Genomic DNA, 20,627 nt, shown 5'->3' with positions numbered 1-20,627 from the left:
GCTCAATGCTGCTTTGGGGGTCAAAGTATATCTACTGTGACAATTACAAAGGTTGGAATCTGATTTGATACGACCCCCAAGCGAGTCACCTAATTATCCCGATATGGTCTTCAGCAAGAATGGAGCAATTTTTTCAATGGAAAGCACCTGTTGCACAGCATTCAGACCGATCGCTTCTTTGACCATGCCAAACCCCCCATCTTGACCAACTGTGATGCCTCCGGCTTGAGCAATTGCCTGCAAGCCTTCTGCACCGTCACGACCAATCCCGTTTAATAACACGCCAGCCGTTGCCTTGCCATAGAACCTAGCGATTGATCGGAACGTCGCTGAGATAGAGGGACAATGCTTATTGGTTTCTGGACAGTCTGAATGAATGAACTTGCCCCGATTGTCTAATTCTAGATTGCCTTTTTCTGGGGCAAAATAAACGGTTCCTGGTGAGGGAGATTCGCCCACATCGGCAATTTTCACCTTCAACCCACACTCAGAAGACAACCAATTGACCATTCCTGACAAGACACCTTGACTGACGTGTGCCGTACAAATGATTGGCAATGGGAAATTCGCTGGCAGTTGGCAGATAATCTTCTGGATGGCTGGCAGACCACCTGTGGAAGCCCCAATCGTGATCACCTTAACGCGACTGACATTCGTCATCAGCGGTTGCATTCCTGAAAATCCCCCAGATGCGATCGGCTTAGCAGGAGCAGTCAGCGAAGCCGTTTGTTGCCGTCTTTGGGTCACTTTCATCGTGGAAAGGATTTTGATCTTGGTAATCAGCGCACTTTTAAGCCCCTCGTAATCGGTAGGGGAATCAGTTCTAGGTTTAGGAAAAACATCTGTAGCTCCGGCTTGCAGCAGGCGAAAGACATTATCAATATCTGTCTTTTGCACAAAATTGCTAATGACCAAAATGGGTCGGGGGTCTTCAGCCATGACGCGCTTAGTCAATTCCAGACCATCCATATTTTCCATGTGAAAGTCTGTACAGATGACATCCGGCTTCGTCCTAGTAATTACCTCCAGACCCTCAACACCATCGCGTGCTGTACCGACGACATCAACCTCTGTTGAAGAACTAAGTAAGCGTTGCAGAATTTCCAAAGCAATGGGGGAATCTTCAACGAGAACCACTTTGTTGGCTGCCATTTAAATCAATCTCCTTAATGTATCTAACAAAACACCTTGCTCAAAATCACCCTTAGTGATGTAAGCGCTTGCGCCTGCTTGGTGCCCCTGATGTTTGTCCTCCTCGGAGGCAAGGGTTGTTACCAAAATGACAGGCAAATCTTTGTACTCCTGGAATTGGCGAAGTTTAGCGGTGAGTCCTAGTCCATCCAGATTGGGCATTTGCACATCTGAGACAACCGCCGCAAAACTCCCCATTCTTAGTTTGTTGAAGCCATCTTCACCGTCTACAGCCGCCGTAACCTCGTAACCAGCACCTTCCAAAATCCGCTTCATCTGGGTACGGATGGGAATTGAATCTTCAACTAGGAGAATCTTGTGTTTGACTTGTGCTTGTTGGGCTAACTCTTTAACGGTGACAGACACAATTGTCTTCTGTGCTGACTTGAATAAATCAGCCGGATTCAGCACCATGCAAACTTCTCCAGTGCTCAGGATGGTTGCCCCCGAAATGTTGCGAATCCGCTTGAGCAACTGACTTTGAGGCTTCAATACAATGTCTTGTTGCTCCAAGATTGCATCTACCAGCAGTGCCAAACGTTCGGAGCCAATCCGTAAAATAATGCAGGGTATGGTTTTTGAGGCAGCGTGCAGGGCTTTAGTGGATGTTGGCGCTTTTACGGGTAAGCCTAATAAATCGGCTAGCCAAGCAACCGAGACAGACTCTCCCTGGAATGGAAGCGTTTGGCTGCCTGACGCTCCTAACGTCGCTACCGCTGACGCTCGAAGACTCGCTAACGCTTCGCTATCGCTAGCAGTGGTAAAGATTTCCTGGGGAGACACCAACTGCATTGATTCCACAAATGCCACAGGAATGGCATAGGCATTAGGCTCGACTTGTACAATCAAAGCATCCGTAGTAGCTAAAGAGCTATTGAGCATGATGCGGAACAAACATCCCTGTAGTGGTGTAAATTCCACCTGAATGCTTCCCTTAAGGCGTTCAACGTTTGCCCGCACGACATCTAAGCCTACTCCCCTACCAGAAATCTCAGTGACAGCCGTGCGGGTGGAAAATCCGGGGGCAAAAATTAAGGATTGAATTTCAGCCGCTGACATTTGAGCCAGTTCTTGAGCCGGACGAATCCCACGCTCCACCGCCGCCCGTTTAATGGCTTCGACATCCAAACCACGCCCATCGTCTATGATTTCAATGCCAACGGTGCTGCCAACTTGATAACCTCGGAGGCGAATTGTTGCGATCGCAGGTTTGCCAAGACTCTGACGCTCTTGGGGTGTTTCGATGCCATGATCGATCGCATTGCGAAGTAGGTGCAGCAACGGGTCTTTCATTTCTTCTAGAATCCGCTTATCTACACTGAGGTCTCCACCTTCGAGTTGGAGATCGACTTCTTTGCCTTGCTGCTTAGCTAAATCTCTTACTGTACGGGGAAAGAGGTTAAAAATCGTCGAAAAGGGTAGCAGTCTGAGAGAGTGAATTCCCGACTCTAGTTCATTGGCGACGGTTTCCAGTTTGGCGTTATATTCAGATGTTGTCGCTCGGAGTCGATTCAGCAAAACTCCCAGTTGATCCATACGGGTTTCAACCAGGTTGTAGAAATTTTGCAGGGGTTGCAGTTCGGGAGCTTGCCACTGTCGTTCCAACTCGTCAAATGTCAAACGGCTAAAAGATGCTTCCTCTTTCCACTCTTCCCAGAGAGCCATGATTTGGTCAATTTCAGCAACTCGGTCTCTAATTTGACCTTTGGTAACGACTAGTTCGCTAGCTTGAGTCAATAATTTATCGAGCTTTTGAGATTCAACACGGATGGTGTCAATCTGGTAATCGCTCAAGACAGTAAGAGCCTCTGCTGTGGGTTCCCCTAGTTCACTATCCTGGACTGCCTCATCAAACACCAAAGGTTGCTCCGCAATCGACTGAGTAGAAGCATCAACATTGGATTGGGCAACCGTTTCCTGAACTTCCGGCAATGCCTCGTCTGAGTCAGCCCCCATGAGTTGAGCTAAGACATGAAAGACGCTTACTCCTGCCGCTTGTCCCGTGACAGCTTCCTGAGCAATTTTACGAACAGCATCCAGTCCCTGATAGAGACAGTTCATCACTTGGGCGGTTAGAACTCGCTCACTCCGCTTAACCGCCCCTAGAATGTCTTCCATTTGGTGGGTAAGGGTTTCCGCATCTTTGACACCCAACATCCGGGAATCACCTTTGAGCGAGTGCATTTCTCGCAGTAATTGCTCCAGTTTGGCTTGATCTAGAGGATTTTTTTCTAGATAAAGTAATCCAGCTTCAATTTTCTGGATATGGTCGGCACTGGCTTCTTTATAAAGATTGCGTAGTTCTTCGTCTTCTATCATCATGACTTTCAGGAAGTAGTTGTTAGTTGTTGGTTGTTGGTTGTTAGGAGCGGCTTTTTTAACAACTAACGACACTAAGTTTCAGGCTCCGATAATTGAGTATGAAAAAAAGAAAACATCAAAGTGGAGAGAGACGCGAACGTTCCTAATAAGTAGAGCATTCTTATTTCAAACCCGTAGTAACCTAGAGCAATACATCATTAGCATCTGTAGGGTTTCTAACAACAAACAACTTTGCTTACAACTTCGATTGTTTAAACCACAGCCTCAAGATTCTCAGCCGCTTGGTTGAGGTCGTTGGTCGCGTCTTTCACTTGGATGATGCCAACGGCTGTTTCTTTTGCTCCTAAGTTAGTGACATTCATGGCGGCTACAACTTGCTGCACAGCAACAGCCTGATGTTTAGCCGTCTGAGCAATCTGTTGAGTGTTGAGGAACACCTGGTTAACGGCATCGGCGATACTTGCGAACATATCACCTGTTTCTTCAGCCAGCTCAATACCCGCCGTTGCTTTCTTCGTGCCTTCATCAGTTACCATAACCGTTGAGTTAATCGCCGCTTGCACTTTATTAACCAGAGAGTTGATCTGATCGGCTGATTTCTTACTTTGGTCTGCCAGTTTGCGAATTTCGCCAGCTACCACCGCAAAGCCTTTTCCTTGTTCGCCCGCACGGGCAGCTTCTACCCCAGCGTTGAGAGCTAGCATATTGGTTTGGTTCGCTAAATCTGCCACTAGGTCGGAAACTGTGGAGATTTTATCGGTTTGTTCGCTAAGGCGGATAATTTGGTTAGCGATCGCTGTTACTTGGTCTTTCAGATTAACGATTCCCTCTATCGTGTAACCAACTGTTCTAGTTCCTTCCTCAGCAAAGGTTAAGGCTTTCTGCGCTCCCTCAGCCGCCGCTTCAGCTTGGTTTGCTGATTGCAATGAGGAAGCTCCTAATTCTTCTATTGTTATCGTGGTTTCATGGACTGAAGTCGCCTGTTCGCTAACTGCGCTTGCCTGCTGTGCAACTGATACGGCGATTTGATTTGATGTGGTACCAATAGTGCCAACAAAGCTTTGCAAGGTTGATGTAATATTGCGAACGAGCAGCCAGACGGCGACCAGAATCAGCACGTTTATAACAAAAATAGCGATTTGTGTTGTTCTTAAGCTTTGCGTTTTTTCCTTCGTAATTCCTTCAGCTATTGCTACTGCATCATCAGTAGTTTTGAAAAAATCTTCACTTTGTGTAAAAAGTTCATTCTGCGATTTTGGTTCTTGTCTAACTTCCTCAATTGTGCCTTTAAGAGCTACCCATTTAGTTTCAACCTGCTTCATTTGCTCAAGAAACTCTTTATTAGTTGCTTTGGGTAAGTCTAAGTCTTTGTCGCCATTAATCAATCCCTTGATTACTTTATCGATCCTTTGGATTAATTCATCACTTTCTTTACCTCTAAGTTCTAACTTCACCAGCCTTTGAGAAGCACCTCTAACAATACCTGTCTGGTTAACTACGGTGCCTTCTTTACCTGTAGTCGTGAAAAAAGCAGTGGCAACACTGCCAACACCTAGAATTAAGATTCCAACAACAGTAGCCTGTAATTGTGTAGTAATTTTCATTGCAACTTCTCCTATGTTCTTTGTCTGTTTGAATAATGATTCTCTTTGGCATCTACTTTCAGAAGCCTGCTCTTAGACTTCTTCATCCACTATTAACTCCCCCTTTGTAAAAATTTTGGGTAAGTCTAAAACCCTTAGCAGTTTTTCCTGAAAAAAAGCAGTACCTTGGAGATACTGCTCACCAACATCGGAGATAGCTGTGGGTAATGGTGTGATGTCAGCAGAGTTCAGCTCAACCATCTCCAAAACTCGATCTACAGGCAATCCGGTAACAATATCGTCAACCTGAACTACCACTGCCGGAGAACCAATACCGACTGGAGGGGTAGGAAGATTCAAAATATTGCGAATATCCACTAAAGTGACAATTTCTCCTCGCAAATTCATGTTGCCGACTATATAGTTCGGACAACAGGGAATAGGTATCAAGTTGTCAATATCAATAAACTCCCGGACTAATTCTAAATTCAGTCCAAAGTATTCGTTATCAAAGCCAATTACTGCTAAATGTATTAGCTCATTTATTACCTGTAAGCTTTCAACAGACTGCTTGAGTTTATCAGACCGTTGCCGGAAAATCGCTTTTTCTTCAGGAGTTACTTCAAAGCAGTATAGGTCATAGAAGCTAGTAAAATTCTCATGAGTTTGGAGTTCTTCATTCTGCTGTAATACATCCTGTTCTAGCTGCTGTTTAACATCACTATTTGAAGATGATGTGGTTGCATCTAGTTGCATTTGTGCATCCCAAATTAAAGGAAGTATATCATCGAGTTGATTGGTTAATGTTTTAGGGTCAAGCAGTACAATGTTGCCCACATCCAACTTAGCAACCTCAGCAATGAATTCAGCGTCACTATCACGAATTAATTCATAAAAAGGCTCAGTTTCTATTGCCTCTATGTTCACGTCTAGCACTTCATTGACCTGGTGAACTACCATGCCAAACTGTAAGCCTTCCCACTCCATAACGATAATATAATCACTAAGATGACAACTTTTGGCTGAATACTGCCGGAGTAAATCTAGATGCAGGATTGGGACAATTTGCCCTCGCAAATTCAGAATTCCGATAATATTAGTGACAGCTTTGTCAATGAGTGTCAGTTCCGGAAGTGGGAAGATTTCCTGAACTAGCGCCGCCTCAATTCCATATTGCAGATTGTGCAAGCGAAATGTTAGGTATTGCTTATTTTTCATGGTGCGTTTTTGAAGTGTTCAGGAAGTGAGTAAATGTTAAAAATAAATTGCAGTTTGAAATGAATAGCTTATAAATAGTATATTTATTGGTTGAACTAGAAGACATAAAGATAGGGCTTTGACAAATGAAGATATGCTCAAGATATTCTAAATTTAAGTGCAAACAGTAATGTTTTTGTTCCCAACACATTCATCTACAATTTTGATTAATTGATTAGGTTCAACTGGCTTGGTTAAATAGTGAGTTGCACCAGCAATTTGACCTCGGAGTTTATCAGAGAATTTATCTCGTGCCGTGAGCATAATAATGGGCAGATTCTGGAATTTTGGAATGCTGCGTACCGTGCGACAGAATTCCAAGCCATCAATATCTGGCATCGTGACATCCAACAATAGCAACGCGATCGCATTAGTATTAATTACCTTCAGGGCATCTACAGCTTTACTTGCCAACAACACCTGATAGCGATCGCTTAAAGTCCGCTTGATCATGGTTTGCACGATAAGAGAGTCATCAACACTCAGAACAATCGGACGTTGCTTTTGGGTTATAGCAATTTCTTGGGTTACAGGTGCATCTTCCCCAAAGGCGACCCAGCCTGATACTGCCCACGCCATATAAGACCGCGCCAACTCCAGAGGGTCTTCGCCTAATTTCTCGGCAATATCAATTAGCGATCGCACCCCGTTCACCCACTGCTGTAAATGCTGCTGTACCTTGTTGTCTGTAACTACAAAAAGACCGCGTGGTGAAAGTCGAGGAACAGCATCCATTGAGGGGACAACAGGAGCAAGTGCAGCCCATTCCTGTTGACGAGACGTGACATCTTGCATGACTCTAGACCAGTCCAAACCATGACCGTCTTTGCCATAGCTAAGGTCAAACTCTACCGTAAAATCTAACCGTAACTGTCCAGGATGAGGCAATAATTGCTCTAGCACTTGCACAACTTGAGCATGGACAACGGTTTCAATGTCCTCCCATTTGAATACTCGTATCCGCACAATTCGGTCTAAAAGTTCTCGAAAGGATGAGGGATTTACTAACTTTTGCGCGGTATATTTAATAGCAGTGTCAGCCCAGCTATAACTGGACTTTACCCCAATCATTCGGACAAATTCTTGATTACTATCAGGAATCCTTAAGCCTCCATAAACAATCTCACCATTTTTCAAAACTAGAACACGAGACCTTGGTTTTTGATCGGGATTGGCGGTTGTATCTATATAAATGAGGCTACTAGCACGCTCATGTTGTAAATCCCGGAGCAAATTCTCTAATTGCCCAGCTTGATACTGTGATGCTGTTAGCATTCTTAGAACTCTCTACGTGGTGTGCGTGGGAAGACTTTTGCTGACAGGACTACTACCTAGATAAAAAAGAGCGAATTTACTTCCAAGTTAGATTTGGATATAACTTTATAGCTGTGCTTCCCTAATAGACACAAGAATGTGTCTATCAGTTTTTGTTAGCTTCTGCAAAAGGGGGTAGTAGATCTGCTTTGGCATAAAAAGCTTATCAGTTAAGCAAAACACCGCTTTAGACTTCTTTTCTCATTAATGAAAATTTAGAGAAGAATTAAGCGAATAGATAACTGATGAAATTGAAGCTAAAAAAAGAGATAACCCTGGTGTATGCAACCCGTAGGACGGCTGAATCAAGAAGACTGTGGTTGTCAGCCTACTCCTTTCATCCTGCGATACCTTTCAATTTGCCATACACTGTATGACACGTATTACACCTGATATAGATGTTATTTCAATCGGCGGAAATCAGCAACAAGTTTAAGCAACTTTCATCAAGTATTTATAGTTTGAACGTAGAAAAATAGGCTGTTTAGGTGATTGTTCAGAAGCGATTGTGAATAGTAAGAGTTGACCGCCACCTTCTCCACTGCTCTGTATCAGGAGGCAATTAAGCCAAAGCCGATGCGTTTTTCCACGAGAGCGGTTTGATACCCCAATAGCATCTACACTATATTTTTATTCCAGAAACTCAACTGTTCTCATATAAGCCATGGGTGCAGAGCAAGGTTAATCGACCTTGAGGGTACGATGAAACTTATCATTTGCCGTCGTCTTTTTTTCTCCTGTTGTATAAAATAACGAGTTCAAGAGTATCGTCAGTAGTACACAAACATCTTTGGGATGTTTGATCGGCTCGACGAAGTGCGGCAAACTAACCTAGTCAGAATCTTCTTGAGAAGCACTGTCACGATTAAAAATCATGGAGTAGTTCGCGATGAGCGATCAGTATAACGGTCGTAGATTGCAAGAGCCAGCGATTTGCCGTATTTTAGATGCCAATTTAGACCGAGCCAGAGAAGGGTTACGAATTGTCGAAGAATGGTGTCGTTTTGGTCTAAACAGCGCCTCAATGGCGGCTGAGTGTAAGCAAATGCGCCAGGAACTAGCTAGCTGGCATAGTCAAGAACTTCGAGCCTCGCGGGATACCCCAGGCGACCCAGGCACTGAGTTGACTCATCCTAGGGAAGAACAACGTTCTAGTATTCAGGACCTATTACAGGCAAATCTTTGCCGTGTTGAAGAGGCACTACGGGTTTTGGAAGAATATGGCAAGCTTTATGACCCGAATATGGGTACGGCTTTTAAGCAAATGCGCTATCAGGTTTATATCCTGGAGAGCAATTTACTTGCCTACCGCCGTCATCAGTTATTAGAGCGATCGCGTCTTTATCTAGTCACTTCGGCTTCAGACCAATTGTTTTTCACTGTAGAAGCGGCTCTCCAAGGGGGACTAACGCTGGTACAGTACCGCGAAAAAGTGGCAGATGACTCGATAAAACTCTCTCATGCCCAAAAACTGCGCCAAATGTGCCACCACTACGGGGCGTTGTTTATCATGAACGATCGCGTCGATTTAGCCATAGCAGTTGATGCAGATGGCGTTCATTTAGGACAACAGGATGTCCCTGTTGCATTAGCACGGCAGCTACTCGGACCCCAGCGTATTATCGGTCGCTCTACGACTAACCCAGATGAAATGCAACGCGCGATCGCAGAAGGGGCAGATTACATTGGTGTTGGTCCCGTGTACGAGACACCCACAAAAGCTGGTAAAGCGGCAGCGGGTTTGGAGTACATACAGTATGCCGCGAAGCACGCTTCCGTTCCCTGGTTTGCGATTGGGGGAATTGACCCCAGTAATATTAATGATGTCTTAGGGGCGGGTGCTCAGCGCGTGGCAATTGTCCGGGCAATTATGCAGGCAGAACAGCCTACTCTCGTAACCCAGTACTTTCTCTCCCAACTCACTCGCGTACAAACTCTCCGTAGTCTTGAAGCCCGCGTTTCTCAATCTCATGTCGAATAACACTACTCAAATTACCCTTCAAGTCAACGGGGAATCCCGTACCTGCCCACAACAAACTCACTTACCCCAACTGCTAGAACAGCTTGGCTTGAATCCACGCTTGATTGCTGTAGAATACAACGGTGAGATTCTGCATCGGCAGTTTTGGTCGCAAACTCAGATGCAGGAAGGCGACAATCTTGAAATTGTCACGATTGTTGGGGGCGGCTAGTGCATCAAGGCGAGAAAGTCCAATTCCCAAGTCCCAATTCCCACGCCTAAGTACGGCAATCTTCGGAAATCTCTCCAGTCTGTGACGTTGAGCGGATAAGGGGTAGCGCTAAATTAAAGAAGGAGAGGTTAAGACTCTTACTACCCTCCCTTGAATCGGCTTCCTTCCTTAAGACTTGTCGGTCGAAAGATGTTTTAAGGGATCAGAGCCGCTAAAGTATAACTCAGCTTGGACAGGAACAATTTTCTTATGAGTAAAAAACTTTTTTCAGCCTTTAAACCACTTTTGAAATCCCTGTTGGTCTTTGGGCTTATATTTACCCTAGTACTAGGCAACGCTAGTAATGCCCTCGCGGCTCGTACTGGGGGTCGGATGGGTGGCGGTTCCTTCCGGGCACCTAGCAGTCGTACCTACTCGCCTCCTGGTGGTGGCTACCGCGCACCCGGTGGCGGATATGGTGGTGGATATGGTGGTGGATATGGTGGTGGATATGGTGGTGGAATTGGATTTCCCTTTCTGTTGCCCTTGTTTGGCATTGGAGGCGGATTCGGTGGTTTGTTTGGTATCCTAATTTTCTTTGCGCTTGCCAATTTCCTGGTGCAGACTTTCCGTCGCGTGGGTCAGGGTGGTGACAATGACGTTCCCGGTTACAGCAACCCTAAGATTTCGGTAGCGCGTCTGCAAGTGGGTTTACTCGCCAATGCTCGTGGTCTTCAAAAAGAACTCAATGAGATAGGTCTTGGTGCCGATACAGGTTCTGCGGTAGGTAGAGCGCAACTTCTCCAAGAATCTACTCTAGCTTTACTACGTCACCCTGAATACTGGGTCTACGGTGCGGCTCAATCCCAACAAACAGCACTGGAAGCCGCTGAAGCAAAGTTTAATCAACTAGCACTGGCTGAGCGTAGCAAGTTCACTGAAGAAACCCTCTCGAACGTGAACAATCAGCTTAGAGAAGGCACTTCCAAAGCCGCTTTACCAGGTAGTGGTGGGCAGCTAGTGGCAACAGACGCACCTGGTGAGTACATCATCGTTACGATTTTGGTGGGTACTGAAGGCAAGCTAGAACTCCCAACCATCAACAGTTCCGATGAGCTACGTCAAGCGATTCGTCAGATGGGTAGCATTTCTAGCGATCGCTTATTGGCTGTAGAAATTCTCTGGACTCCACAAGCTGAAGGTGACACTCTAACTACTGATGACATCTTGGCTGCGTATCCAGACCTGAAACTGGTCTAACGGTTTGACAACATCACAATACTCGTAAGGGTAGGTCTTGTACCTGCCCTTTTTTGTCGTCTAGTCTATGTTTCCTGATTTTCTCCCATCATCTGTTACCCAACTCAAAGACTCTACCTGTATTACAGTTGCCCAAAGTCTCCTTCGTCAGAGTATTGCAACACCTATTCTTGGGCAACCCGTTGCTACAAGCTATATCCAGCAAGGTAGCGGGGGAACACCAATTCTTTTACTCCACGGCTTTGATAGCTCTCTTTTGGAGTTCTTTCGCCTGATACCACTGCTTGCCGCTCATAACGAGATGTGGGCAGTTGATTTATTAGGCTTCGGCTTTACAGAACGGGTGACGGGAACCCCATTTAGTCCTCTGGCAATCAAGAAGCACCTCAACAGCTTCTGGAAAACGTTGATTAATCAGCCAGTAATTCTGGTAGGGGCATCAATGGGAGGAGCAACCGCAATCGACTTTACCCTGACTTACCCAAACTGTGTCAAGCAACTGGTTCTGATTAATAGCGTTGGCTTCAGTGGGAGCTTTCCAATTGGTCAATTTTTGTTTCCTCCCTTTGACACTTTGGCAATGGAATGGTGGCGCTTCCTAAAACTTCAGACGTTGGCAAATGCGAAAGTAGAGCGTAACCGAGATGCTGCCTATGTGGATGGCGTACTGTGTACCACGTTGCCTCTAGAAATGCCAGGTTGGTATGAATCGATTCTCACATTTACAAAAACGGGAGGTTATAGCTTAACTGAGTCACAGATTGCCCAAATTGACAAGCCAACGCTGATTTTGTGGGGAGAGTTGGATAACTTCTTGGGTAAAGGTGATGGGGAGAGATTTAATAAAGCGATCGCTAACTCCATTCTGCATAAACTCAAAGGTTGCGGACACGCTCCTCAATTTGAGCAACCAGAGATAATTGCCAAGTATATTCTCGCCTTTGGGTGTTCTACTGAGTCATCCCACTCACCATAGGGAGATAAGCCAGACAACTCACTCATTATCCTGTATCTTGAAAGCCCTTGAACCTGGAGACTATACCGTGACTAGCTTTCAGAGTCTACCCCCTCAATCCGATCCACCTCTTTCACCTCGGCTGACCTTACCAACCATGTACGATCTCAAGAGCGAAGATCCAGAGGAGCCTGGTTTGCCTGACGAGTATCACGGATACCAACCACTGCTATTGCGGCACACGTTCAAGCCTACTAATTGTGACCCAGATGAGGTGTTCATCGGAGCTGATCTCAATCTTTACTATGATCTTCGCCATCTCAATTGGTACAAACGCCCAGATTGGTTTGCCGTGGTGGGAGTTTCCCGGCTTTATGAAGGTAGCGAGCTGCGTAATAGTTATGTAATGTGGCAAGAGTTGGTTAGTCCGTTTGTGGTGGTTGAGTTATTATCACCAGGTACAGAAGATGAGGATTTGGGACGGACTGTTCGTCAACTGGGGAAACCTCCAACTAAATGGCAAGTTTACGAGCAGATTTTGCGGGTTCCTTACTATTTTGTTTTCAGTCGCTATACCAATGAACTCCAAGCATTTCGCTTAGTTGGGGGTGCATACGAGTCTTTAGATGTGGGAGATGAGGGATTGCTAATTACCCAGTTAGGATTACGCTTAGGCTTGTGGCAAGGTCGTTATGAAAATATTGAGCGTTTGTGGTTAAGGTGGTTTACGGCTTCAGGAGAGTTGATTCTAACTCCTAGCGAGGAAGCGGCCACTGCTCAAGCTAGAGTCGCACAAGCTGAGCAACGAGCTGAACGGCTTGCGGCAAAACTGCGTGAGTTAAATATTGACCCGGATGAGCTAGAGTAGGGTGCGATTCAAGAGTAGGGTGCGATCGCTCTTATCGCTGCTGAAGAAGGAAGTGCGATCGCATTCAGGCAAATCCCACTGTTGAGATTCCCGGCAAAGTTGGGAAAACGCCTCACCAGCCAGTTGTTGTAGTTTTAATCTGATGATGGGGATATGCGATCAACTATAGTGCTATTCTTCCCAATCCTCTTCATTTAGGCGCTTATCCTTTGCCAAAACCTTTGGGCTTCTTTTTGGAACCACCTTTCTCTGCTTTCTGTTTAAAATTGGGCAAGTCTCTTGCTGTGGAGTTGAGGACACCACGAACCATTGCAAGACCTTTTTGACACTCAATAGTGTAAGGATGACCTGACCCTAAACGTCTTTCAAAAATTTCTAAAGCCTGTATCCACAAGAATTCAGCTTCACTATAGAACTCTTGTAAGTAGTAGAGACCAGCCAAATTATTCAGAGTAGTTGCTACCTTGGAATGGTCTTCTCCCAATAAACGTTTCCTCATTGCTAAAGCTTGCCAATACAAGGGTTCAGCTTTACTAAACAGCCCTTGAGATTCGTACAATAATCCTAGATTATTCAGGGTAATTGCAACACTGGGATGCTCTTCTCCCCACAAACTTTTGCTCAATTTCAAAGCTTGCACTAATAGAGGTTCGGCTTTACCGTGGTGGTCTTGGCAACGATAAAGTTCTGCTAGATTATTCAAGCTGGCTATTACACGGGGATGAACTTCTCCTAGCAAACGCTGATTCAGTTCCAAGACTTGCACCAACAGAGGTTCAGCTTGACTGTAGAGTTCCTGAGAATAGTACAGAGAACCTAAATTACCTAGAGTGAGTACCGTATCCGGATGATCATCTCCCAGCAAACGCTGGTTCAGTTCCAAGGCTTGCAGATACAAGGGTTCGGCTTCAACGTAGCGTCCTTGAGACTCGTAGAGTCCTGCCAGATTGTTGAGGCTGTTTGCTAGCCTAGGATTCTCCTCGCCCAACAGGTTTTTCAAGAGTTCCAAGGTTTTTAAGTAGAGAGGTTCAGCTTCACTGTAATGGCTTTGAGAAGCGTAAAGACCAGCCAAATTATTCAGGCTGTTTGCCAGAGCAATATGCTTGTCTCCTAGCAAGCGGTTGTAGAGATCTAAAGCTTGTAAATACATTGATTCAGCTTTACTGTAGCAGCCTGTGTAATGGTAGAGAAGTGCTAGATTGTTCAGGCTGGTTGCTACATCCGGATGCTCTGAGCCATAACGGACTTGAGTTACAGATAAGCACTGCTCAAGCCAATATGCTGCTTGCTTGTAGAATCCTTGACCTTGGTAGAACCTACCTAAACCTGCAAAAGGTTCGATTAAATCTTCATCGTGCAGTAAGTTCCATAAACTTTTGTCTTTGGCTACCTCTGCTACATGGAGTACAGCAGGAGCAAATTTCTGAATTTGCTGACGAGTTGGGGGGTCAGAAATTTGTGTTGCTACTTCCACCATTGCCGCTACAAACCCTTGTTTGAGGTCATTCTCCTGCGCTGACTGTGTTCGCTTCTCCCGCAAAAACTCTCGAATTAGCTGATGCAGTCGGTAGGTTCCCTCTCCTGTGCGTTGTAGCAGGTTGAAACGCACTAAATCAGCTCTTGCTTCTTCCAGAATGTCTAGCTCAATCTCCTCATCTTCCGAAGAAGGCATATTGCTGTATGTCAGTTTCACCAAATCCCAAAGAATGTCAGCAGAGGCAAACAAACTCAGTAGACAGCGCAATTCATGGGCGTTTTTATCTAATCGCTCCCAACTCAACTCAAAGGCATCAGCAACCCCTAGTCGGGCAGTCATAGTCGAGTCAGCTTCGAGAACCGATCTGTGTCTGAGCCGCTTTTTCTCCAGTAGTGAGAGCATTGCCTTGAGCGACAAATCTGGGTCACGCTCCAGATACCGCCCCACTAACTCCAACCCCAAGGGCAAATAGTCGAGCAACTGACGACAGAGTTGTTCAGCAATCTCTAATTCCTGTTGAATTCGTTGAACACCAACCAAAGACGTTAATAAATCCAGTGCTGCTTTTGGTTGCAATTTATAGAGCGGTAAGTGTTCCACTGGTCGCCCCAACTCTTCCCGCGTTGTGAGCAACACCTTAAACTGGGATGATTCTGGCGGCTTATAAGGATTTACCTGCTGCCTGTAGTTGGTGACATCATCGATAACTATCAGCCAGTTTCCCGGTTGCCAATTTCGCCAGCAGTACTTCAACTGAGTTGGTAAATCCCAATCTTCTGGCGGGTTCAGGTTCAAGAGACTACGCGCAAAATTAACCAGTTGAATTCCAACATCGCTATCTCTGCCATCTACCCAGCAAACACCACCTGCACCATCACCCAAACCCTGTAAATGCTGCCACGCATATCGCATCGCCAGTTCCGTTTTGCCAACGCCGCCCATGCCTACAATTGCCGCAATCCTCAGCTTATTCTGTTGTTCTCCCTCCTTGGTAAGGTGGGCAGAGGGATTCAACAACTGATGCAGTCTTTCAAGTTCCTGTTCGCGCCCGAATAACTGCACTGCACCACTGGGAGGAATATTCTCGCAATAATTACCCCTGCGATCATCAACAGCACTATTTCCTGCGAAGAGAAAATTCAGCGCAGCATATCGTTGCGGTAACTCTTCCAACTTCACCCGATTTACGGGTTCCTCAACCTGAAGCGTAGTGTCGTAAATCCAGAATTCATCGAAGTTGCAGAGGACAACATATCGAGGCTTGGGTTCAAGCTCATCCCAGTATTCCCTAGCTTGTTGAATGTGTTCCTCAAGATTCTCACCACGACTCTTCATTTCTAGAAGAAGCCTTGGACGCCACACTAAATCTGGAAACTTTGTGTGCTTCCCTTTCGACTTCAGCCGATATTCAAGCTTTGCTCCTGCCTCAACGCATCCCCGATGACCAAACGCTTGGAAAAGGCGATCGCAAAACACCTGTGCCTCACCCTTTTCATAGCCTTTGAGGGAACGAGCATAGTTAACGAATTCTTTGATTTTGCCCAGCGTATCCGTCATTACACTACTTGAGGCTTGCTCTTATCGCTGCTGAAGAGGGAGGGTGCGATCGCATTTTTGCCCCGCATAAGTTAAAATCTTTTCTTTGCGTTTCCAGCTAACTGATGAATTTTGGTAGGGAAAGTTTCTGATAACAGTAAGTCTAATGGACAGATGAGGTATCAAACAGACAAGACTTGTAAACCGATTTCTAACAAGTCTTACTACTATCAATAGAGAGTCTTAACGTTCATGCGATTGAGGAGATGCACCCGAACATAGACATAGCTATTTGCGATTGTTAGAGGTATCGTCAACTTGACTTTCAAATTTAAGTAGAACCGCCTCAATCTGGTTAGTAATCATTTGTATTCTTTGCTTAACCTTCTTTGGATCAATGCCTGACCACATAAAGGCGTTACCAAAGTTTGCCTCTTGTTTATTCCACACAACAAGCCTCTTATGTCAAGATGTTATTCTTGAATTTTTACCGTCTCTAGAGTTCTCCACCTCTTTCTTGAGAGAGACGAATCAATGTCTTTATCTTCTCAACAGATTTTGTGCAATGCCCTAAATTTTGGGCGTTAGAGATTTTGTACCAACCCTATTGGTAGAGGCAAAAGTCATCAGCTTGCATCTGCCCTCTATATCATGAGAGAGCTTTACACTATTTAATAGTTCCAAGTGATAATGGTGGTATGAAAGCACTAGAGGTGGATAACCTCAAAAAAACTTACCGATACGGGGGCAAGCTTGTTGAAGCTGTGCGTTCCGTCTCCCTAACCCTAGCGGCTGGTGAAGTGCTGGCGTTTTTGGGTCCCAATGGCGCAGGCAAGACAACCACAATTAAAATGATTGCGGGATTGATTCGACCGGATGCTGGTCGAGTGCGAATTGCTGGACTTGACCCTCACGGGAACCCGCAAACCTTACGTCTCGTGGGTGCTGTCCTAGAAGGTAATCGTAACCTCTACTGGCGGCTGTCACCAGAGGAGAACTTGGAATATTTTGGAGTGTTAAAAGGGCTGAATCGCGCTGAAGTTCGTCGGCGTGGCAGGGTACTTTTAGAGCGATTTGACCTCTTAGCCAAGCGTCGGACGAGGGTTCAAGCGCTTTCGCGAGGAATGCAGCAAAAGCTTGCGATCGCAGTGGCATTAATCCATCAACCCAAACTGCTACTCTTAGATGAGCCAACCTTGGGGCTGGATGTGGAAGCGACTCAGAACGTCAAAGCCTTAGTAAAAGCGATCGCACAAGAAGGTTGCGCTATCCTCCTGACTACCCACCAACTCAACATTGCAGAGGAGCTTTCAGATCGAGTAGCGATTATCCAAAAAGGTGAAATCATTGCCTCTTCACCCACTCGTGACCTGATCCGACAGTTTTCTGGCACAGCCTACACAATTGAGGTAGAAGGTGAACTCAACGCCTCACGAGTCCAAGCCCTCAGCGAAGTGGGCGCAACAGTCCAAGCCGGGAAAGTTATTTACACAGGTAGCCCCGAAGGGCTGTATCTAGTGCTGGATGTCCTCAATCCCTTACCACTGGTACAGGTGAAAAAGGACACGCCTGACCTCACAGAAATCTTTTTGAAATTAGTGCGAGAAGAAAGTAATGCTTGAACTGTTCCTCGCTGAGTTGCGGCGTAGCTGGATTCAGTTTATTCGCTACCCAACGGAGGCGATTGGGGGAGTCGTAATTACCACGTCTATTTTCTATGGATTATTCTTAAGCGCCCGTTATATTGCTGGACCCTCATTGCAGTTTGGCGATCGCCTAGATGCGATCGTTGTTGGGTATGTGCTTTGGAGTCTGGTGCTGTTTATTATGACCGATATTGCTGGGGGCTTACAATATGAAGCTCAGACTGGCACCTTAGAGCAGCTATTTCTCTCACCGTTTGGTGCGCCAAAAGTCTTTGTCATGCGAACATTCGCTAGCTTAATGCTGCAATTGACAATTATCGTATGCATTGTGCTGATTATTATGGCGCTTACCGGAAGCCGCTTGGAATTTCCGCCAACATTGTTGCTTCCTCTATTTACAGTATTACTAGGAGCATATGGTCTAGCGTTTATCATGGGTTCTTTAGCGCTACTGCTCAAGCGGGTTCAGCAGCTAATCGGAATCATCCAGTTTGGACTGTTGTTTTTGATTGCAACTCCTACAGAAACTTGGGCAGGTTCATTGCAGGTATTTAGATGGCTGCTACCGATGACAGCAGGTGCGGGGTTACTACGAGATTTAATGGCACGAGGTGAGGCGTTGAACCTTGCTCAGTTTGGATTGGCTTTGCTTAATGGGATTGGGTATTTTACTGTAGGGTTACTAGTTTTCCGTTTCGCAGAGCGGCAGGCAAAACGGCGAGGAATGCTTGGGGGATATTAAACTAAGCAACAACTAGTACCGCTTTGCGGAAGTCAAAACTCAAAAGTCAAAAATCCTTTGAGTGAGAGGTCAGGACTTACGCAGACACACGATATGTAGTCGTAAAGAGCTAAAGCTCCCTAAGCGAAAAAGACAAACAATTGTGCTACTCTCAAGCCGAGGTAGAGATTGAACGTCAGGTGTCATTTACTCTCGCTAGATTACTGCCAAGTATAATCACCGACTGAAGGGGTAGTTATATAGAAAGTTTCCGCATAATAAACACTTAGGCTGCTTCAGGTTACTGCTCTCGACATTACTTGGAGGCTATTAGGTGAGGTGATTGATCCCTAACTGCTCACGTATCATCACGATTTATATAACTCCGATTGTGTCGTCTTCCGCGCCAAGCTGAGAAATGCTCTTATTACTGGAGAGGAATCATACTGCCGCCAAGTAAGATAAAGTCCGGTTTTAGGTGTCTGCTCTTGTAAGGGTCTGTAAATGACTCCGCTTCTGTGGAAGTTTTGCAAGGAGGCGGGAACGAAAGCGATGCCCAGTCCTGCTGCAACCAAGCCGATGATAGTTTGCATCTGAACTGCCTCTTGAGCGACTTTCGGATGAAATCCTGCTTGTTGACAAATGTTGATAATCTGCTCGTAAAAGATGGGTCCCATTTTGGCAGGAAATAGGATAAATAATTCCGAAGCCAAAGTGGAGAGAGACACTTTGGTCTGGGTAGAGAGCGGATGGGTTTCTGGCAATGCTAATACCAATGATTCTTGCAAAATGCATTCCACACTCAAACCTGGCTCGATGATGGCAGAACGAACAATGCCGACATCAACCTGTTTGTGATGCAGGGCTTGAATTTGCTCTTGCGTCGTCAGTTCATGCAATCGCAGTTCTACAGCAGGAAACTGTTCTCGAAAGACACTTAAAATATCTGGCAGTACGGTATACGTTGCAGATCCGACAAAGGCGATCGCCAACTGTCCAACCTCACCCCGCCCTATCCGTTGTGTCACTGCGATCGCCTGTTCGAGTTGCGCTAACACCAGATAGGAGCGCTCTAAAAACACTTTGCCTGCTTCAGTTAGATGCACTTGCCGCTTCGTTCGTTCAAACAGCTTGACTCCTAGTTCATCTTCCAAACCGCGAATCTGTTGACTGAGCGGGGGTTGGGAAATGTGCAACCGCTGTGCTGCTCGACTAAAGTGTAGTTCCTCAGCCACCGCGATGAAGTAGTGCAGATGCCGTAGTTCTATCACACTTATATGTCTAACCTATTAATCTTAGTCAAATATATATTGGACAGTCACATAGCTGTCTCCTATCGTAAGAAATATGAGGCGCGTCTCATTGTTTTTGGAAGTGCATACACCTACTAAGAAGCAGAATTTAAGTCAGGAGAAAGTTAAGTGATTCGTCTCGACGATCAAGTAGCGATTATTACTGGAAGCGGGCGAGGTTTGGGGGCAGCCTATGCCGGTCTGCTGGCGGAAAGGGGAGCGCGTGTCGTTGTGCATGACGCAGGCGTTAACAAAGATGGAACCGGATTCGATCCGAACGTGGCGACTGATGCCGCAAGGAGAATTCAAGAAGCAGGCGGAATTGCGTTCCCGAACAACGTAATCCTTGATAGTAGAGATAACTGCCAAAGTCTAGTGGAAACTACGCTCTTGAAGTTTGGTCGCCTCGACATCTTGATCCACAATGCGGGATGGGTCGCCTATCAGTCAGTGCAAGAACTGACTCCTGATTTTCTACAGCGCGCCATCAGCATTAATTTAGAGGCACCAACATGGCTGGCTCAAGCTGCCTTTCCGATTATGAAACAGCAAAACTACGGACGGATTGTGCTTACGACTTCGGATAGAGCTATTTATCAGCAATATGCACTCAGTGGTCTCGCGCCTTATGCTATGGGAAAAATGGCACAGATCGGTTTGATGAATGTGCTCGCGGTTGAAGGCAAAGAGCATGGAATTCTCGTTAATGCGATTTCGCCGGTAGCCAAAACGCGGATGTGGAACATCCAAGATGAGCCAGAGGAGTTGCGACCCGATCAAGTAGCCCCCGGAGTGTTATATCTCGCTTCTCCAGAATGCCGAGAGTCCGGATTTATATTGAGGGCAAGCAATGGTCAATTCACAGCCGCGCGCTGGATCGAACGAGACAATGTGGACTATCCGTTAAACCTTGCCGCTGTTGAGGTTTCTACTGCGGAGGATTTGGCTACTCGCTGGCAGGAGATTGCTGTGGATGTTGCGTTTTAAGGACTGGGCTTGTACTTCGAGATGGTCTGTAGGGAAATCGAGATTAT

15 protein-coding genes are annotated in these 20,627 nt (G+C 45.8%); 8 read left to right on the top strand and 7 right to left on the bottom strand.

The features are described from left to right. Positions 1-93: 93 nt before the first annotated feature. From AC5JL3_RS08475 to AC5JL3_RS08455, 5 genes are all read right to left on the bottom strand, one after another. Complete coding sequence (locus AC5JL3_RS08475) at positions 94-1,152, bottom strand: chemotaxis protein CheB (protein WP_496074070.1); 1,059 nt, start codon at positions 1,150-1,152, stop codon at positions 94-96. Continuing rightward, positions 1,153-3,585, bottom strand: coding sequence for a hybrid sensor histidine kinase/response regulator (locus tag AC5JL3_RS08470; protein ID WP_496074069.1), 2,433 nt, complete (start codon positions 3,583-3,585; stop codon positions 1,153-1,155). Between the two features lie 179 nt (positions 3,586-3,764). Further along, a complete protein-coding gene (locus tag AC5JL3_RS08465) occupies positions 3,765-5,117 on the bottom strand; it encodes a methyl-accepting chemotaxis protein (RefSeq protein WP_496074068.1) in 1,353 nt (450 codons plus the stop codon). Between the two features lie 72 nt (positions 5,118-5,189). Next, positions 5,190-6,314, bottom strand: coding sequence for a chemotaxis protein CheW (locus tag AC5JL3_RS08460; RefSeq protein ID WP_496074067.1), 1,125 nt, complete (start codon positions 6,312-6,314; stop codon positions 5,190-5,192). Positions 6,315-6,467: 153 nt separating this feature from the next. Continuing rightward, entirely contained in the window at positions 6,468-7,628 is a 1,161-nt protein-coding gene (locus AC5JL3_RS08455; RefSeq protein WP_496074066.1) for a response regulator, read from the bottom strand. A gap of 928 nt (positions 7,629-8,556) precedes the next feature. Here AC5JL3_RS08455 and AC5JL3_RS08450 point away from each other — a divergent pair. The 5 genes from AC5JL3_RS08450 to AC5JL3_RS08430 all read left to right on the top strand — a co-directional run bounded on the left by AC5JL3_RS08450 (position 8,557) and on the right by AC5JL3_RS08430 (position 12,921). Continuing rightward, a complete protein-coding gene (locus AC5JL3_RS08450) occupies positions 8,557-9,648 on the top strand; it encodes a thiamine phosphate synthase (protein ID WP_496074065.1) in 1,092 nt (363 codons plus the stop codon). Continuing rightward, positions 9,638-9,859: a sulfur carrier protein ThiS gene (gene thiS, locus AC5JL3_RS08445; RefSeq protein ID WP_192220791.1), complete on the top strand. Its 222-nt coding sequence runs from the start codon at positions 9,638-9,640 to the stop codon at positions 9,857-9,859. Before AC5JL3_RS08450 ends, thiS begins: the two co-directional genes overlap by 11 nt. A 249-nt stretch (positions 9,860-10,108) precedes the next feature. Continuing rightward, positions 10,109-11,098: a DUF1517 domain-containing protein gene (locus AC5JL3_RS08440; protein WP_496074064.1), complete on the top strand. Its 990-nt coding sequence runs from the start codon at positions 10,109-10,111 to the stop codon at positions 11,096-11,098. A 67-nt stretch (positions 11,099-11,165) separates the two neighbouring features. Further along, entirely contained in the window at positions 11,166-12,074 is a 909-nt protein-coding gene (locus AC5JL3_RS08435) for an alpha/beta fold hydrolase (protein ID WP_496074063.1), read from the top strand. A gap of 67 nt (positions 12,075-12,141) precedes the next feature. Beyond that, complete coding sequence (locus AC5JL3_RS08430) at positions 12,142-12,921, top strand: Uma2 family endonuclease (protein ID WP_496074062.1); 780 nt, start codon at positions 12,142-12,144, stop codon at positions 12,919-12,921. Positions 12,922-13,123: 202 nt separating this feature from the next. Here AC5JL3_RS08430 and AC5JL3_RS08425 read toward each other — a convergent pair whose 3' ends face one another. Then, on the bottom strand, positions 13,124-15,955 hold the full coding sequence (locus tag AC5JL3_RS08425; RefSeq protein ID WP_496074061.1) for a tetratricopeptide repeat protein: 2,832 nt from the start codon (positions 15,953-15,955) through the stop codon (positions 13,124-13,126). A gap of 677 nt (positions 15,956-16,632) precedes the next feature. Here AC5JL3_RS08425 and AC5JL3_RS08420 point away from each other — a divergent pair. Then, positions 16,633-17,556 (top strand): ATP-binding cassette domain-containing protein, encoded by a 924-nt coding sequence (locus AC5JL3_RS08420; protein WP_496074060.1) that lies wholly within the window; start codon positions 16,633-16,635, stop codon positions 17,554-17,556. Continuing rightward, positions 17,549-18,322 (top strand): ABC transporter permease, encoded by a 774-nt coding sequence (locus AC5JL3_RS08415; RefSeq protein WP_496074059.1) that lies wholly within the window; start codon positions 17,549-17,551, stop codon positions 18,320-18,322. Before AC5JL3_RS08420 ends, AC5JL3_RS08415 begins: the two co-directional genes overlap by 8 nt. Before the next feature lie 347 nt (positions 18,323-18,669). On the opposite strand, the gene AC5JL3_RS08410 is transcribed toward AC5JL3_RS08415, so the two are convergent. Next, positions 18,670-19,572, bottom strand: a complete 903-nt coding sequence (locus tag AC5JL3_RS08410) for a LysR substrate-binding domain-containing protein (RefSeq protein ID WP_496074058.1) — start codon at positions 19,570-19,572, stop codon at positions 18,670-18,672. Positions 19,573-19,722: 150 nt separating this feature from the next. Between AC5JL3_RS08410 and AC5JL3_RS08405 the strand changes: the two genes are divergently transcribed. Then, positions 19,723-20,580 carry an SDR family NAD(P)-dependent oxidoreductase gene (locus tag AC5JL3_RS08405; protein ID WP_496074057.1) on the top strand — a complete coding sequence of 286 codons (858 nt, stop codon included), beginning with the start codon at positions 19,723-19,725 and terminating at the stop codon, positions 20,578-20,580. Positions 20,581-20,627 lie beyond the last annotated feature (47 nt).

It is taken from the genome of Symplocastrum torsivum, assembly GCF_059505465.1.
This window is presented reverse-complemented; position numbering and strand designations above follow the sequence as displayed.

What these genes read in the sequence shown, in the direction of transcription:
- AC5JL3_RS08475 (WP_496074070.1), bottom strand. Translation starts at nt 1,152, where the DNA reads ATGGCAGCCAACAAAGTGGTTCTCGTTGAAGATTCCCCCATTGCTTTG.
- AC5JL3_RS08465 (WP_496074068.1), bottom strand. Translation starts at nt 5,117, where the DNA reads ATGAAAATTACTACACAATTACAGGCTACTGTTGTTGGAATCTTAATT.
- AC5JL3_RS08460 (WP_496074067.1), bottom strand. Translation starts at nt 6,314, where the DNA reads ATGAAAAATAAGCAATACCTAACATTTCGCTTGCACAATCTGCAATAT.
- AC5JL3_RS08455 (WP_496074066.1), bottom strand. Translation starts at nt 7,628, where the DNA reads ATGCTAACAGCATCACAGTATCAAGCTGGGCAATTAGAGAATTTGCTC.
- AC5JL3_RS08450 (WP_496074065.1), top strand. Translation starts at nt 8,557, where the DNA reads ATGAGCGATCAGTATAACGGTCGTAGATTGCAAGAGCCAGCGATTTGC.
- thiS (WP_192220791.1), top strand. Translation starts at nt 9,638, where the DNA reads ATGTCGAATAACACTACTCAAATTACCCTTCAAGTCAACGGGGAATCC.
- AC5JL3_RS08440 (WP_496074064.1), top strand. Translation starts at nt 10,109, where the DNA reads ATGAGTAAAAAACTTTTTTCAGCCTTTAAACCACTTTTGAAATCCCTG.
- AC5JL3_RS08435 (WP_496074063.1), top strand. Translation starts at nt 11,166, where the DNA reads ATGTTTCCTGATTTTCTCCCATCATCTGTTACCCAACTCAAAGACTCT.
- AC5JL3_RS08425 (WP_496074061.1), bottom strand. Translation starts at nt 15,955, where the DNA reads ATGACGGATACGCTGGGCAAAATCAAAGAATTCGTTAACTATGCTCGT.
- AC5JL3_RS08420 (WP_496074060.1), top strand. Translation starts at nt 16,633, where the DNA reads ATGAAAGCACTAGAGGTGGATAACCTCAAAAAAACTTACCGATACGGG.
- AC5JL3_RS08415 (WP_496074059.1), top strand. Translation starts at nt 17,549, where the DNA reads ATGCTTGAACTGTTCCTCGCTGAGTTGCGGCGTAGCTGGATTCAGTTT.